Source organism: Agromyces sp. Soil535, from assembly GCF_001428255.1.
Lineage (GTDB): Bacteria > Actinomycetota > Actinomycetes > Actinomycetales > Microbacteriaceae > Agromyces.
Window position 1 is genome coordinate 276,161 of record NZ_LMRW01000003.1, and the last position, 16,132, is coordinate 292,292.

Annotated in this window: 11 protein-coding genes; 4 read left to right on the plus strand and 7 right to left on the minus strand. The window is 68.4% G+C overall.

What is annotated here, in order from left to right; all coding sequences use genetic code 11:
* Nucleotides 1–41 precede the first annotated feature (41 nt).
* Nucleotides 42–1,274, minus strand: a complete 1,233-nt coding sequence (locus ASG80_RS05585) for a sugar ABC transporter substrate-binding protein (RefSeq protein WP_235508185.1) — start codon at nt 1,272–1,274, stop codon at nt 42–44.
* Nucleotides 1,275–1,574: 300 nt separating this feature from the next.
* On the opposite strand from ASG80_RS05585, the gene ASG80_RS05590 reads away from it, so the two are divergent.
* Nucleotides 1,575–2,396 (plus strand): DeoR/GlpR family DNA-binding transcription regulator, encoded by an 822-nt coding sequence (locus ASG80_RS05590; RefSeq protein ID WP_056729165.1) that lies wholly within the window; start codon nt 1,575–1,577, stop codon nt 2,394–2,396.
* 194 nt (nt 2,397–2,590) lie between these two features.
* The gene (locus ASG80_RS05595; RefSeq protein WP_056729166.1) at nt 2,591–6,859 is read left to right on the plus strand and encodes a hypothetical protein; all 4,269 of its coding nucleotides are present in this window, start codon (nt 2,591–2,593) and stop codon (nt 6,857–6,859) included.
* A 71-nt stretch (nt 6,860–6,930) separates the two neighbouring features.
* On the opposite strand, the gene ASG80_RS05600 is transcribed toward ASG80_RS05595, so the two are convergent.
* The 6 genes from ASG80_RS05600 to ASG80_RS23420 all read right to left on the minus strand — a co-directional run bounded on the left by ASG80_RS05600 (nt 6,931) and on the right by ASG80_RS23420 (nt 14,039).
* Nucleotides 6,931–7,836, minus strand: a complete 906-nt coding sequence (locus ASG80_RS05600; protein ID WP_056729167.1) for a family 43 glycosylhydrolase — start codon at nt 7,834–7,836, stop codon at nt 6,931–6,933.
* Nucleotides 7,829–9,430 (minus strand): family 43 glycosylhydrolase, encoded by a 1,602-nt coding sequence (locus ASG80_RS05605; protein ID WP_056729168.1) that lies wholly within the window; start codon nt 9,428–9,430, stop codon nt 7,829–7,831. The genes ASG80_RS05600 and ASG80_RS05605 overlap by 8 nt, the downstream gene beginning before the upstream one ends.
* A complete protein-coding gene (locus tag ASG80_RS05610; protein WP_056729169.1) occupies nt 9,427–11,436 on the minus strand; it encodes an alpha-galactosidase in 2,010 nt (669 codons plus the stop codon). Before ASG80_RS05610 ends, ASG80_RS05605 begins: the two co-directional genes overlap by 4 nt.
* Nucleotides 11,437–11,604: 168 nt before the next feature.
* Nucleotides 11,605–12,660 (minus strand): LacI family DNA-binding transcriptional regulator, encoded by a 1,056-nt coding sequence (locus ASG80_RS05615; RefSeq protein WP_056729170.1) that lies wholly within the window; start codon nt 12,658–12,660, stop codon nt 11,605–11,607.
* Nucleotides 12,661–12,832: 172 nt separating this feature from the next.
* Nucleotides 12,833–13,507, minus strand: a complete 675-nt coding sequence (locus ASG80_RS05620; protein ID WP_056729171.1) for a DUF4386 family protein — start codon at nt 13,505–13,507, stop codon at nt 12,833–12,835.
* Nucleotides 13,508–13,868: 361 nt separating this feature from the next.
* Nucleotides 13,869–14,039, minus strand: a complete 171-nt coding sequence (locus tag ASG80_RS23420; protein WP_156401671.1) for a hypothetical protein — start codon at nt 14,037–14,039, stop codon at nt 13,869–13,871.
* A gap of 304 nt (nt 14,040–14,343) precedes the next feature.
* Between ASG80_RS23420 and ASG80_RS05625 the strand changes: the two genes are divergently transcribed.
* Together ASG80_RS05625 and ASG80_RS24390 are read left to right on the plus strand one after the other, a co-directional pair.
* Nucleotides 14,344–15,522: HNH endonuclease signature motif containing protein (locus ASG80_RS05625; protein ID WP_235508186.1), on the plus strand; the 1,179-nt coding region annotated here is incomplete at its 3' end.
* A gap of 70 nt (nt 15,523–15,592) precedes the next feature.
* On the plus strand, nt 15,593–15,727 hold the full coding sequence (locus ASG80_RS24390) for an HNH endonuclease (RefSeq protein WP_255355578.1): 135 nt from the start codon (nt 15,593–15,595) through the stop codon (nt 15,725–15,727).
* Nucleotides 15,728–16,132 lie beyond the last annotated feature (405 nt).

Consider the following 16,132-nt stretch of genomic DNA (forward strand, 5'->3'; position numbering starts at 1 on the left):
ACGGGTGTACGACCGTGACGCGGCCTCGCGCCTAGCGCGGATCAGAATTCGGCGAGCCATGCTTCCTGGGTCTTCTGGAGCATCTCGTCGACCGATTGGCCGCCGTCCAGCAGCACCTGGAACTGCTCGTCGAAGAGCCTCATGAGCTGCTCGGCCACAGGTAGCCCGGTGAACTCGTTGGCGGGGTATCCGTTCTGGTAGATCTCGAACGCCGTCGCGAAGAGCTCGTCCTCGGCGACGAAGTCGGGAACGGACTCGGTGTTGCCGGGGAACGCGTTCGCGATCGACGACAGCTTCGCGTTCGTCTCCTCGCTCATGAGGAAGTCGACGAGCTTCCACGCCTCGGCCGGATGCTCCGAGCTCTCGGCCACGCCGATGCCCCACGAGGCGTACGGGATGCCCCGCTCGCCGTCGAACCCGTCTTCAGCGGGCAGCGCCGAGATGCTGAACTTCAGGTCGGGGTTCGTCTCGCGGATCAGGTTGATGTGCGCGAGCGAGTCGATCATCATGCCGACTCGACCGTTGGTGAACTCCTCGACCTTGTCCTGCTCCTTCATGGTGAAGGCGCCCGGCGCGATCGCGCCCTCGTCCCACAGGCCCTTGATGTACTCGACTGCGCTCGTGACCTCGTCGTTGGTGACGTCGGGCTGGCCGCCGTCGAGCATCGATCCCCCGGTCGCCCACACCCACGACATCACGTCGTTCTGGATGCCGTTCGGCGCCTCGAGCGACAGCGGCAGGATCCATCCGCTCGTGTTGTCGCCGAGACCGGCGACCGCGTTCGCGGCGGCCGCGAACTCACTGCGATCGGCGGGAGGAGCGGCAACGCCGGCCTGGGCGAGCAGGTCGTCGTTGGTGAACATCGGATACACGAAGTTCACGACCGGGATCATGTAGGTGGCGCCATCGACCTGGATCTGGCTCGCGAGCTCGCTGTCGTCGTAGTCGCTCTCGGCCATGAGCGCCGTGAGGTCGGCGATCGCGCCCTGGTTGGCGAAGTCGCTCACCCACGCGCCGTCGAGGCCGACGACGTCGGACATCGTGCCTGCGGCCGCGCCGGCGAAGAGCTGTTCCTTCGTCGAGGCGTAGGGACCGCTGAGGAGTTCGACCTTGATGCCCGGGTTCTCAGCCTCGAACTCGTCCATCAGCTCGCGGAACGCCCCGTCGGGAAGCTCGGGCTCCCACCACTGTGCGAACTCGAGCGTCACGTCTCCGCCATCGCCCGATCCGCTGTCGCTGCTCGCGCTGCATCCCGCAGTCGCGAACAGTGCCACCGCTGCAGCCGACGCTCCGAGGACCCGAAGGGTCCGCCGCCGGCCGTGAGCCTCTTTGCTCATGATTCTCCTCATTCTGGAATTTGCAGTATTGCGCTGTTATTTGCGCGTTGATGCGACATCTCGGATGGTAGTCCACTTCGAATGCCCGGTCAAGCGCGGTGCAGCTGCACCGAATAGCAGGGAATTCACGGTCCGGCGATGCGCAGCCCGCGGAACATGCTGCTGTTTCATGCTCGGTACTGCGTCTATTCGCCCTGAGACGGTCATCTGGGGCCGCAACTGTGCTAGAAGTTGCGTATGGGAGCGTCACCACGCGATTCATCAGGGGAACGACTGCGACATCTGCCCGCGGGCCGGCGCGCCGATCTCGCCGACTTCGTCTCCGCCAGCGGCCAGGTGACGGTGGCCACGCTGGCCGAGCGCTACGGCGTGTCGATCGACACGATCCGCCGCGACCTCGACCAGCTCGACGCCGAGGGCATCCTCGTTCGCACCCATGGAGGTGCGGTGAGCGCCACCACCACGCCGCGCACAGACCGGGGCCTCGATGTGCGACTGCACATGCAGGCCGAGGAGAAGGAGCGCATCGCCGAGCTCGCTGCCGCACTCATCCCCGATGGTGCGGTCATCATGCTCAATGCGGGAACCACCACGCTCGCGGTGGCGCGACACCTGCGCAACCATCGCGAGCTCACGATCGCCACGAACAACCTGCGCATCCCGGCGGAGATCTCGCCGAAGGTGTTCCGCGACCTGTACGTGTTCGGCGGCTCCGTGCGCTCGATCACGCAGGCGACGACCGGTCCGATCAGCTTCAAGGTGAGCGCGAGCGGCGGCGAGATCGACCTGCAGTGCGACCTCGCCCTCATCGCGGTCGGAGCGGTATCCCCCACTGGTGGTTACTCCACCAGCAACCTGGCCGATGCGGCGATGATGGCGGAGATGATGTCGCGTGCCACGAAGGTGGCGGTGCTCGCCGACTCGTCGAAGTTCGGGCGTCGGTTGTTCGCCCAGGTCGCCGAACTCGGTCGCGCCGACTACCTCATCACGGATGCTGCGCCGCCGGCCGATCTCGAAGAGGCCCTCAAGCAGAACGACGTCGAGATCCTGACGCCGTAGCCGCACTCACCGCGCCCGATCCGCGTGGGTCGCGCTCGAGGCGAGCCGGGCGACCCCGACGCCGCCGACAGAACTCGCCCTTGTTGAAACGCCGTGACGCATGCCAGACTGCCTCCCGGAGTGGATAGCGCTATCCGAATCAAGCTCACCCCGAGCTCGCCGCTCCGCCCGGATCTGCAATGGAGGAGAGACGAATGCACGCAGCTCGAGCAGGACGCAGCGCGACGCTCGCGGCGATCGGCGTGGCGGTGGCGCTCGTGATGAGCATGTCGATGTTCGCGCCCGCGCCACGCGCCGTCGCGGCATCCGGCCCGTCCGCGGACGTGACTGTGACCTCGACCACCGGGCCCGAGGGGTTCCAACACCCGGGCGTGGGGGTGACCGCCGACAATCTGCGACACACGCAGGAGCAGGTCGCGGCCGGTGTCGAACCCTGGGCGAGCTACTTCGACGCGATGGCGATGACGAGCTACGCCGCCACGACGCTCACCTCCCGGAACCAGGGGTCCGGCGACGGAGTGCCCGCCTCGGACGCCTTCGACAGCAGGGGCATCAACGCACGGTTCATCCCCGATTCGCTCGGCGCCTACACGCAGGCCCTCATGTACCTCTTCACCGGCGAGCGCGTCTATCGCGAGAACGCGCTCAAGATCGTGCGGGTGTGGAGCCATATGGACCCCGACAAGTTCGCGGCCTTCCCCGATGCGCACATCCACACCGGCGTCCCGCTCTACCGCATGGTCGCCGCCGCTGAGCTCCTCCGCTCGACCTCGCTGCCTGCCGCGGCCGGAACCTACCCGCTCGAGTGGAACGAACAGGACACGGCCGACCTCTCGGCCAACCTCATCGTTCCGATGACCGAGCTCTACCTCCACGACTACTCGCACTACATGAACCAGCACAGCTTCCCGCTCATCGGCGCCATCGCCGGTTACGTCTTCACCGACGACCGCGACGGCTACGACGAAGCGGTCGAGTGGTTCACCCTCAACGCCACCTCGCCGAACCAGGACATCAACGGTGCACTCGGCGCCATCTTCCGCGTCGTCGAGGAGGAGCATCCGCTCAACACCTACGGACGCACCTTCGTGCAGCACCAGGAGATGGGGCGCGACCAGGCCCACGCCGGCGGCGACGTGAACGTGCTGACGACCCTCGCCCGCTTGGTGCACGCGCAGGGAACGCGGCTCGACCCCGCGACGGGCGTGCCCTCCGAACGGCACAACGCGGTGACGCCGTACGCCTTCCTCGGCAACCGCCTGCTGCGCGGCGCCGACGCGTACACGGGATTCATGATGGGCCACGAGGTCCCGTGGGTCGACCTGACCGGCGCGGGCGGCCACGTCTCCGAGGCGTACCGCGGGCGGTGGTCGAACACGTTGAACGAGCTCTACCACGTGTACACGGGCGCGGGCGTGGACGTGGGCAAGGTCGCCCCATACCTCGCCGAGCAGTACCGCCAGTCCGACGGCGCTCTGTTCTACAACGGCAACAGCGCCGAGATCGGCACGGTCGTCGGCGCGGACGGCCTGCGGAGCTTCTGGGGCGGCAGCGATCCCGGCGCCGAGTACTGGCTGTCCCTTCCCGAGACGGTCGCCGGCGACGCGCCGCCGGTGCCCGAAGACCCGACGCTGCAGTTCGAGGAGAAGGGCGCGTCGATCGGCAAGGGCTCCGAGCTCGTGACCGAGGGCGACCGCACGTTCCTGCGGATCGCCCCCGCGAGGAAGGCGACGACCGCGACCACGCTCGCGATGCGCTCGATGTCGTACGGTGCCCGCACCGACTACAGCCCCGTCGGGATCCTGGTGCGCTCCCGCGATGCGTCCACGCTCGAGGTGAGCAGTCGGGTCGATGCGGCGCCGTACCACAGGATCACCATCCCCGACACGGGCGGCGAATGGCGCTACATCGTCTACGACATGGACACCGACGTCGTGCCGCTTCCGGCGATGGGCGACAATCACATCGCCTTTTACACCGTCACCGGCAACCGCGATCCCGTGGACTTCGACCTCGTCAACCTGCAGGCGCCCACGCAGCTCACCCCGCCGAGGTTCCCGCAGGGCGCGACCGCGACGATCATCGGGGTGACCGGCAGCGAACTCTCGGCATCCTTCACCGCCGACGACGCCGGCCTCGAGACGCTCGCCTACAGCGCGGTCGGCGCGCCGGCGGCATCCGCGCTGGACTCCTCGAACGGCCGGTTCACCTGGACGCCGCAGGCCTCGGATGCCGGGGACGACGTCTTCGTCGTGCAGGCCACCGACGGCACCACGACGACCGCCCTCGCGGTCACGGCACGGATCGCCTCGGACCGGGAGGGCGCCTACCAGCTGGCACGAGAGGGCTTCGACCCCGACGTGACGTACACGTCCGTGTCGCATGATGCCTTCGACGCGGCATCCGAGCATGTCCGATCGCTCTTCGACAACGGGACCGATGCCGACTTCGCGGCCGCGATCGCCGAGCTGCAGGTCGCCACGCGGAGCCTCGAGGTGCTCAACCCGCGCCTCGCGGACGGCACCCTGGACTACCCAGACCTCGTCACCTCGACGCTGGGGACCGCCAAGCTCGGCACCCTCGTCGACGACGACAGCGCGACCTTCTCGGGCGACCTCCGAGTGAACTCCTTCACCCTCGACTTCGGTGCGGACTTCCGCGTCAACGCGTCGGCGTTCACGTTGCAGGCCCGCTACGGGTTCGGGAACCGCTCCCAGGGCACGAACGTCTACGGATCGAACGACAACACCCTCTGGACCAAGCTCACGACGCAGATGACCACCAACACCGGCGACCCCGAGACGCTCGCGGTCGCGGACGAGCTCCAGGGCGTCGCGTTCCGCTTCATCAAGGTGCAGGTCGACGAGCCGGGAGTGCCGACCGACCCCAACTTCCCGGGCATCTTCAGCGTCGCGGAACTGAAGATCCACGGCGACCGCATCGAAGCGATCAACGCGATCGAGTCGGCCGCGATCTCGTCGACCAACGTGATGCCGGGACGCGCCGTCAACGGCGACACCGTCACGCTGTCGTTCACGAGCCGCGAGCCGATCACCGGGGTCGCGGTGACCATCGAGGGAGCCGAGGCGGGCGTCCTCGGTGACGGGACATCCTGGACCGCCTCGACGACGCTCCCCGACGAGGTCGGCTACGGCCGGAACCTCGCGTTCCGAGTCGACTACGTCACCGAGGCGGGCGTGCCGGCCGATCCGCTCACCGTCACGACCGACGGCTCGACCCTGTTCCTCTCGAACGAGACGACCCTCATCGGCGGCGTGCCGGCGAAGGTGAGCGTCGTCGGCCCGACCGGCGAGCTCGAGACCGGAAAGGCCGTCCACGTCGATCGGATGTTCGACCAGAAGGCCACGACGTTCAGCGACGTCGGCCCGTTCAACGGGCAGTACTACATCACCCTCGACTTCCACGAGGGCGGCGCCGTCGCACTGACCCGAGCCGAAGCGCTCGTGCGCCAGGACGACAACGGCCTCCGCCGCGCCGTCAACTCGCACCTCCAGGGATCGAACGACAACGTCAACTGGACGCGGATCACGAACAACGCCACCAGCACCCTCGCGTGGCAGACCCTCGATCGGCCCGACCCTTCGGCCGAGCCCGTCGCGTATCGATACATCCGCATCACCAACACCGACTGGATCAACTTCGCCGAACTCCGGCTCTTCGGCACCTATACCGAGCCGCCGGCCTCGTTCATCAGCACCGCGAAGATCTCGTCGAGCAACGCGATGCCGAACCTCGCAGTACCGGGCGACACGATCACCCTGTCGCTCACGGCGACCGAGCCGCTCTCCGAGGTGCACGCGACGATCGACGGCGAACCGGTCACCGCCACGAGCACCGACGGGGTGGGCTGGACCGCCACCGTTCCCGTGCCCACCGGGGCCGACACCGGCCGCAAGGTCGGCTTCCGCGTCGAGTACACGAACGCCGCCGGCGATGCCGGGCGCCCCGTGGTCGGCACGACCGACGCATCGAGCGTGTTCCTCACCACGGACGACGGCCTGATCGTCGGCGCGCCCGCGAAGGTGAGCGTCGTCGGCCCGACCGGCGAGGTCGAGACCGGCAAGGTCGTCCACGTCGATCGGCTCTTCGACCAGAAGGCCACCACGTTCAGCGACGTCGGCCCGATCAACGGGCAGTACTACATCACCCTCGACTTCCACGAGGGCGGCTCTGTCGCACTGACCCGAGCCGAAGCGCTCGTGCGCCAGGACGACAACGGCCTCCGCCGCGCCGCCAACACCCACATCCAGGGATCCAACGACAACGTCAACTGGACCCGCGTCACCGTCAACGCCACGGGAACCCTCGCCTGGCAGACGCTCGGCCGGCCGGATGCCGCCGCCGAACCGGTCGCGTACCGGTACCTCCGCATCACCAACACCGACTGGATCAACCTCGCCGAGCTCAGGCTCTTCGGCACCCACACCGCTCCGCCGCAGTAGGTGGTGCACGACGAGAGGGGGATCGGACGCGGCGTCTGATCCCCCTCTTCCGCATGGAGCGCTGACCCCGCCTACAGCTCGGCCAGCGTCCAGGACTCCCGCCACTCCAGCGTCGCCTCGCCGCCGCCGATGCGCACCGGCAGCCATACCGCCGCGCTCCGCTCCAGGTCGTGGCGGTTCCAGCGATCGCCGACGTACACGTGACGCTCGCCGGCAACGGTCGACACCGGCACGATCGTGCTCACCTGCGAATCGAACGTCGCCGAACCGGGTGGCGCGATGTCGCTCCAGGGTGACCACGGACCGTTGAGCGATTCGGCGGTGGCGACCTTGTTGTCGTTCGTCGACCATCCGGTGAGGTCGGAGCCGAACAGGTAGTAGAGGCCATCGTGGCGCACCAGCGCGGGCGACTCGTACCCATGGCTGCCGTGGTCCTTGAGTGTGGTGGCGACCAGCTCCGCCACGCTCAGGTAGTCGTCAGCGAGGCGGTAGATGTGCAGTCCGCGGTCGCGGTCCTCCGACAGGAGGTACCCGACGCCGTCCTCCTGGTACACGCCGATGTCGCGGCTGAGGTTTCCGAGAGGCCGCTCGCCCCCCACGTAACGGTACGGGCCGGCCGGGTCGTCGGCGATCGCGAACCCGACCCGCGCATCCGCGTAGTCGGCGGAGTCGATGTGCAGGAGCATCACGAACGCCCCGTCGGGCCGCCGCAGGACCTTCGGCCGCTCGACCACGCGCCCGGGGGCGAGATCCCCGTCGGCGAGGCCGAGCGCATCGCCCTCGTAGCGCCACGTGGCGAGGTCGGGGCTCGAGTAGCACGCCACGGCGGTGAAGGTGCCGCCCGCAGCCTTGTCTTCGCCCCATGCGACGTAGCGGTCGCCGATGCGCAGCACGCCGATGCCGTGCAGCTGCGCCAGCCGCCCGCGGTCGTCGGTGAAGGTCGTGCCCGGCTCGATCCTCGTCGTCGGCTCAGTCATGTCGTTCCCCGCGGTCGAACCGAGTCCCCACGTAGTCGAAGTCCGCCGACCATCCGGTGCCGTCGAGGTCCTCGACGCGGATCCCGGCGAACATCCCCGTGAAACGCAGCTGCCCGCCGTGGTCGTCGGAGAGCGACCACGCCGGATACGCACCCGGAACGTCCGTCCACGGACCCTCCGCTGCTGCCGTCTCGAACCGGAGCAGGCCGCCATCGATGACCATCCGCATCCGGAGCGGGCCGGCCGGGGCGGCGAACGCCTCCGACCTGGTGGTGCGCCCATCCCGCACGACGACTCGCAGATGCCGGCCGTGCTCCTCGTCCCAGGTCACCTGCAGCCAGATCCACGCGGAGCGGTTGTACCAGGCTGCGAGCCCGGCAGCCTGCCGTATCGATCGCGGATCGGCATCCACGAGCGTCTCGACCTCGCAGTGATGCTCCTCGACGCGCTGGGCGATCATGGACTGCTCGAACACGGATGCCCCTGAGCTGCCGCCGCGAAGGCGGAGCCACCCGGGTCGCGCGGTGAGATCGGCGACCGACTCGGGCAGCGGCGCACGCAGCGTGGACCACCGTCGCCGATCGAGCTCGTCGTGGTCGAAGTCGTCGCAGGGCGACATCCGCCCGCTGCCGACGTCGGGCTCGAGACCCGTGAACCGCACCGTCTCCGCGGGATGATGCCCGCCGTCGCTGAGACGAAGCCAGCCGTCGGCGTCGAACTCGACGCGCTGGATGCAGGTCTCCCGGCCGAGCGTCGAGTACCGATCGCCGAGCCGGAGCGTCGGCCTGCTCGCGAGGTGAACCATCGCCCACTCCCCCGACCGGGTGCGCACCAGCTCGCCGTGTCCGGCCTTGGCCAGCGGCGAGCTCAGCGTGTCGCGCGTCGTCAGGACCGCGGGAGCGGCATCCCGCTCGTACGGGCCGTCGATCGTCCGTGATCGCGCGACCGTGATCCCGTGGTTCCAGCCCGTGCCGCCCTCGGCGAGGAGCAGGTGGTACCACCCGTCGAGGTGGTACAGGTTCGGTCCTTCGACGAGCGAGGGCTGACGATAGATGATCACCGCGTCGCTCGACGTTCGCTGCTCGTCGGGGAGGTACTGCTCGAGCGCGATGCCGCTGAAGCTCGGATGCTCGGGCCGCTGGTCCCACTGCACGCCGACGACCCAGTGCGTCCCGTCGTCGTCGTGGAAGAACGAGAAGTCGAACCCCCGCGACCCGAGCGAGATCGGCTCGGACCAGGGTCCCCGGATGTCAGGGGCCGTGACGAGGTAGTTCTCGAGGTCCTTGTCGTCGCCGTCCATCGTGCGGATGATCGAGTACGCGAGCCAGAACCGATCGTCGGCCCAGGTCAGGCTCGGCGCCCAGACGCCTCCGGAGTCGGGGATTCCGCGGAGGTCGAACCCGTTGGACTCGTCGAGCGCGTGACCGACGACCGACCAGTGCACGAGGTCTCGCGAGTGGTGGAGGCGAACGCCCGGATACCACTCGAATGTGCTCGTCGCGATGTAGTAGTCGTCGCCGACGCGAACGATCGACGGATCGGGATTGAAGCCACGCAGGATCGGGTTGGTCGCGACCACCTCGGCGGCGCTCATTCCGAGGTCTCCGACGCCAGGAACACGCGTGCGGTGCAGCCGGGCAGCGTCGTGAGTCGAAGGCCCTCGTCGTCGGTCGAGATCCCCCACGGGTCGAGCGTCATCGGGAAGATCTCCCTCGCAGCGCCGGTCACCGCCGGTACGACGATGGTCGACGCGTCGGGGTTCCGATCCCACACGACGAGCAGCGCCTGGCCGGAACCGAGGTCGAGGCCGAGGCAGATGGCGGATGCATCCCAGCCCGGCAGCCCGAGCGGCCAGAACGGCATCGCGAGCGGGAGCCGGTCGCGCAGCGACGTATGGACTCGCACCGCCTCCTGGACAAGCATCGTCTGTTCCGGCCGCAGGCGGTCGAGGAATCCCGAGAGATAGAGCCGCCCGGCGAGGCCCGTCGCGAGCGTGAATGCCGTCTCCTCATCGGTCATGTCGACGTGCGGATACGCCCAGTTGCCGCACTGCTCAGGCAGGATCGTCGCCGGAGCCGACGCCGCGATCGGCGGATACAGGCGGAAGTCCTGCTGGTCGCTCGTCGACTGCAGGTGGGTCACGGAGAGCAGGGATGAGTCGGCCCGCATCGCACCCGAACTGCAGTTCTCGATGAGCAGCGACGGATGCCGCTGCTGCGTCTCGATGAGCCAATCGCGGAACGCCCTGGTGTGCCCCAGCAGCCCATCGCCCGGGGTCGTCGCGGCGACCTCCGTTCCCGCGCCCGGGTTGATGTTGTAATCGAGCTTCAGATAGGAGATCCCGTACTCCGCCACGAGGTGATCGATGGTGGTGTCGAGGTACGCGCGGACCGCGGGGTTCCGGAAGTCGAGGTGGTATCGATCGTGCTCCTGCACGCGTCGCCCGAACCGCTGGAAGAACGCCTCGTCGGGAAGCGCCGCCACCACGGGGCTGTGGACGCCGACCACTTCCGGCTCCAGCCAGAGCCCGCTCCGCATTCCGCGAGCGTGGATGTGCTCGATGACCTGCCCGAGCCCGTGTGTGAATCGGCTCGAGGCCTCACGCCATTCGCCGACGGTCGCCCACCAGTCGCCGATCTCGGGGTCGGCGAACCAGCCCGCATCGATGCAGAAGACCTCGGCTCCGGATGCCGCCGCCGCGTCGATGAGCGGAAGGAGCGCCTCGGTCGAGGGCTGTCCCATCAGGGTGTTCATGAAGTCGTTGTAGACGACCGGCAGCGTCGAGTCGGCCGGCCCTCTCGGCTCCCGGAGCCATCGCCGGTACGTCGTCAGCTCTCGGATCGCGCCGTCGCGTCCGTCGGGCGACACGGCGACGGCGACCGGGATCGTCGTGAACGTGCCGCCGGGCTCCAGCCGATGGCCGAATTGGTGCTCGAGGTCGGTCGGGCCGAGGAGGCTGATCACGCCGCCGGTGATCGCCTGCGCGAGATCGCACTGCCAGGCTCCGCTCGTCTCGAGCTGCCAGGCGATCGCCTCACCGGTCACTGCATCGGCCAGGATGCCGGCAGGGAGGTGCTCCCCCGTCGACCATGCGCCGTGGCTGCCGTAGCCGAAATGCCCTCGCCCGTCCTGTCCATGGAACGCGAGGGAGATGCGCGGCAGGCGATGCCGAAGGGGTTCCTCGCGCCAGCGGTTCTCCGCGAGCCACTCACTGTCCGCGGTGGCGAGCGAGAATCCATCGAGCTCGTCCTCGGAAGCGGCGAATCCGATCGTGGCACTGGAGACGGCGGTGAGCACGATCGGGGTGTCGGCGGTGTTCTCGAGGGTGTGCTGGAAGCGCAGCACCCGCGACCCGCGCGCTGCGGTGATCGACGTGCGGACGAGGAGGCCGGTGTTGTCGTCGCGCTGCGCGATCACGACCTCGTCAGCGGCATCCGTCGCACGGATCTCGTGGTCGACGTACCGGAGGCGCCCGCCGACGGCCGACCGGAAGTAGGCCTGGCTGGTGCGGCTCCGCTGCTCCTCCGCGGTGAAGACCTCGACGAACGCCACGTCGGCCCGACCGAGGATCGTCGAGCCCGGCACCCCGACGAGAGACACGGGACGATCGGCACCCCAGCTCAGGCGAACGAACGACAGCGCATCGGGCGATGACCGGGCCTCGAGTTCGATGGTGATGGCTGACTCCTTCGTCGGCGGTCGCTTGTTCGACCGATTGGATAGCGTTATCCTAACGTACCTCGCATGCCAGGGCGGTGCGCGGAACGGTCAGACGCTCGCGCCGACCCTCACCCCGTGCACGATCAGCGACGCCTCGAGCGCGACGTGCTTGCGCCCTTCCGGGCCGTCTGGTTCGTCGAGCGCGAGGCGAAGCGCGGATTCGCCGAAGTCCTCCAGTGGCACCTCGACCGTGCTGAACTCGGGCAGGACGTCGCCGAGCATCGGCACGTGGTCGAATCCGGTGACCTCGAGATCGCCGGGCACTGCGAGACCGTGGTCGCGGAGCCGCGCGATGACGCCGACCGCCATGGCGTCGCTCATCGCGGCGATCACGTCGAGCTCGCGGATGCGCGAGCCGAGCCGATCCACGGCCTCGTAGCCGCCATCGCGGCTGAACTCCGCGTGCACGACCGCCTCGTCGGGCACTGCGATGCCGTGCGAGGCGAGACCCTCGAGGAATCCCTCGACCCGATCGCGTGCCGTGATCTGCTCGCTCGGGCCCGAGACGATCGCGAATCGACGATGACCGGAACGCACCAATGCGGCCGCCAACTCGGCCGCGGCCCCACGGTTGTCGATCGTCACACGCGGATAGTCGAGATCGCTGTCGCCGATGAGCACGATGCTGGCGCCCTGCTCCTGGAGGATGCGCAGCTGCTCACTGAGCTCCGACTCGCGTCGCGCGTCGGTGGTGCGGCTCGTGGCGAGTACGATCGCGCGATGGCGCTCGCCCCGGAAGTGCGTCAGCAGGTCGATCTCGCGTCGGGCGTCGTCGCGCGTGGTGCGCACTGCGACCGAGAGCCCCCGCTCCTCGGCGGCGTGCATGACCCCGGCGATGATCGTCGCCGCGCCGAAGTCCTCGATGTCGCTGACGAGCAGGCCGATGGTTCGCGCACGCCCGTCCTTGATCGCCTGCGCCGCCGGGCTCACCGAGTACCCGAGCGCACTCGCCGCGTCCTGGACGCGCTTGCGCAATTCGCGGCGACCGCTGTCGGCGCCGCGAACGCCGCCGTTGAGCACCCGCGAGGCGGTCGGCACCGAGACGCCAGCGAGTCGCGCGACATCCGTCAGCGTGGCCGGCTTCGCCGGCTTGGCCTGCTCCACTCGAATCCCCCTCTCTCGCGGCACCGATCGGTGCGTGACGATGGACAGCGATGTCCAGTCTACGAAGCGCAGTCGATCTCCCGCATGTTCCCACGGGTGTCGCGATGAGATCGCACCACATCGTCTACGACAAGGCGTACTTCGAGAAGCACGACCTCGACGTTCGCGAGAGCTACGACGACTTCATCGACCTGATGGAGGAAGGAGGTGATCCGGAGATGTCTCTCCGCCAGACGAGGGTGATGCTCACAGTGAGCAACCAGGCGAGCAGGACGATTACGGGGAACAGGAGGAAGGAGGCGAGCAGCGACAGGGCCACCCCGAACCCCAGCCAGGAAAGCCACCTCGGGACGACACCAGCCCTGATCCCGACGACCGATGTGGCCAGTACCAAGACCGACATGATCGTGCCGCCGCTGTACCAGGCGATGTAGCCCGCGCCGCTGAGGAGGCGAAACGCATCGAGGTCGAACTGGAACCCGCCTTCGCCGTCCCTCTCCAAGAACGGGAGAACGTAGAGCGTAGCCGCCACAATCCAGAGTGCGGTGGAGACGAGGCCGGCCCCGAAGGCAGCCATCGTCCAGACCCCAGCACCGCCTTCGCCGGTTTCAAGTCGGCCGCGGAGCACGGAGATGAAGAGGATGAAAGGCAGGGATGCCACGAGCAGGAGGATCTGGGCAATGAGACCTCTGGCTCGCTGACCCTCGTCGGCGAAGTAGGCCAGGATATCCGCGTCCGAGTCGCTGCTTTCCACGGTGCCACCAAGGATCACGAACGCGGTCACCCAGAGCAGGACGAAGAGGGCACCGCTCAGCGCCGCCCATCGGGTGAAACCCGAGGTCCCCATGAGACCTCCCTCCGCCTGTGGGCGGGTTTCCGACCGACGGGGGTGCCGTCAAAATCGCCTCACCCGGAAGCGCTGCTCACAGAGGGCCGGCAACGAGAACTTGCCGATTGATATACCGCTCACAGTATCAGGAGCAACCCGGTCATCGGCAGTTGAAGGTGTATCCGATGGGTGCCAGGTGCGTTGATGTCCCGCCCTTCGAGTTCGATATCTCGCTCGCGTACTGGTATGTGCCGTTCGGCAGCCTCCGAGATGTGACCGTCGCGGTCTGGGCGGGGGGGGGGTGATCTCGGCCGCCTTCGCGCGAGCCGTGGACCGACATTGGCCTCGACGGACGTGTCTCGTCGTTAGCCAGCAGGGCTCACGCCCGTGCGACCTCTGGACACCAGGTGATGATGTCGCCGAGGTCGAGCACGATCGTGCCGCGGACGTGGAGCCCGAAGTGATCGATGACAACGTCAGAGAGCATGCCGGCGGTGTTCGTGACGACACGGACCTCCGACTCGGCGTGGGCAGTGGTGGCGGTGTGCATGGCTCGACTCCTCGGTGTGGGCGGATGACACCCCGCAGCAGGGCATCATAAGGCCAGCCTGTCTCGCCAAGCCGAGAAGCGAATCGTGCGACGGGAGGAGAACCGAATACTGCGACCGCAGTACAGGTGCCCACGGCGATGCGCGGGACGCTGGCTCGCAGCGACGATCGTCCGCCTCCCATGAGACTCTGCCGGGCGGGACGCGACTTGTCCTCCACAGCCTTGCGGATTGCGCGTGGATTCACACCCTGATCTGGTCTTTTGCGGTGATTTGGATGTCGGTGGGTCCCGCAAGAATGGACCCATGACCGGCACCCGCGACGCACTCGAGCAGCTCCGCTCGACACTCGCCGACGTGCTCGGGTTCGACGACGCATCCGGGTGGCCCGACGATGAGTTGCTCGCCACGATGAGCGCCCTCGAGGGGTTCGGTCGGCTCGTCGACGCGCACCGCGCCGCCTTGTCCGGCGAGGTCGCCGAACGGTCCCGGGTCGAGCTCGGCGACCAGCGCCTCTCCACCCGCAGGGGGTGCCGCTCCGCGGCCGAGCTCGTCGAGCGGGTCACGCAGGTCTCCGCGTTCGAGGCGCGCCGGCGCATCGCCGTCGGGTCCGCGACCCGGGCACGGTCCGGGTTCGGGGAGCCGATCGCGGCGGTGTTCCCGCTGGTCGCGGCGGCGCTGGCCGGAGGTGAGCTGGGCGCGGATGCCGCGTGCATGATCATCCGGGAACTGGACCGCACCCGCACGGTCGCCGACCCGGCCGCGCTTCAGGCCGCCGAGCAGGCCCTGGTCGCCGAGGCCATCGGCGCCGGCGACGGCACACCGGTGCGCTGCACCGCCGACGAGGTGCGGGTGCAGGCGCAGGCGTGGTCCACGTTCCTCGACCAAGACGGCCGCGAACCCGACGATCAGCGCGCGATGCGCCGCCGCGGGTTCCGGCTCGGCCGGGCCCGGGACGGGCTGATCCCGGTCACCGGTGAGCTCGTCCCCGAGGTCGCCGCGAAACTCACGAGGCTGTTCGACGCGCACCTGTCGCCCCGCTCCGGCGGTGGGTTCATGACCGACCAGGAGCGGGCGCAGATCGCCGCGGTCGGTGAGACCCGCAGCGCCGACCAGCAACGCCACGACGTGCTCGCCGCCGTCATCGACACCGCCGCCCGCTCCGGCGAGCACCCCACGATCGGCGGCGCCGCACCCACCGTGCTCGTCAGCGTCAGGAACTCCGACCTCGCCGCCGGGCGGGGCGTCGCGCACGCCGACGGCGTCGAGATCCCGATCTCGCTCCGAGCCGCACGCCACATGATCTGCACCGGCGGCACCCAGACGGTCGTGTTCGACGATACCGGCCGCATCATCGAGCTCGGCTCCCCCGAACGCTGCTTCACCCCGCACCAACGCCGCGCGATCACCCTCCGCGACGGCGGATGCCTGATCCCCGGATGCTCCATCCCCGCCGCCTGGTGCGAGATCCACCACGTCACCCCCNTGCTTCACCCCGCACCAACGCCGCGCGATCACCCTCCGCGACGGCGGATGCCTGATCCCCGGATGCTCCATCCCCGCCGCCTGGTGCGAGATCCACCACGTCACCCCCGACACCCACGGCGGCCCCACCCACCCCGACAACGGCGTGCTCCTCTGCTTTTTCCACAGAGAGCATGAGGGGGCGCCAGTTCTGGTGGCGGCCTGACTCTTGGTTCCATTGACGTCGGAGCGTGGCCAGAGTGGTGTTGCCGGCTCCGGCAGCGGCCTGACTCTTTGTTCCATTGACGCTCATCGGCTGTCTTGTAGTGGATTTGTCGACCGTTGTCGGGGCCGGTGCAACACAGTCACCGACGTGACGGTCGTGACTTGATAGGAGCTTGCTGCAACAGGCCCGTCTCTGTGCTGTCCAACCGTCACGCCGGCGACTTCATCACCAATCCATCTGATGAAGGACGGCAGGACAAGCATGACAAAGCAACAGCTCGAGGGGTCTGCTGCACGGATAGGTGACATCTGATCTGGCTTGCCCGTGAGGGCGGCCTGGAAGGATGTTGCTGTGCCCAAGCCTTACCCCGCCGAGTTCCGTGACGACGTCGTGCGTGTCGCGCGG

Bases quoted from the DNA above. Each gene is read 5' to 3' on its own strand.
- ASG80_RS05605 (WP_056729168.1), bottom strand. From the start codon at position 9,430: ATGAGCGCCGCCGAGGTGGTCGCGACCAACCCGATCCTGCGTGGCTTC.
- ASG80_RS05590 (WP_056729165.1), top strand. From the start codon at position 1,575: ATGGGAGCGTCACCACGCGATTCATCAGGGGAACGACTGCGACATCTG.
- ASG80_RS05620 (WP_056729171.1), bottom strand. From the start codon at position 13,507: ATGGGGACCTCGGGTTTCACCCGATGGGCGGCGCTGAGCGGTGCCCTC.
- ASG80_RS05600 (WP_056729167.1), bottom strand. From the start codon at position 7,836: ATGACTGAGCCGACGACGAGGATCGAGCCGGGCACGACCTTCACCGAC.
- ASG80_RS05595 (WP_056729166.1), top strand. From the start codon at position 2,591: ATGCACGCAGCTCGAGCAGGACGCAGCGCGACGCTCGCGGCGATCGGC.
- ASG80_RS23420 (WP_156401671.1), bottom strand. From the start codon at position 14,039: ATGCACACCGCCACCACTGCCCACGCCGAGTCGGAGGTCCGTGTCGTC.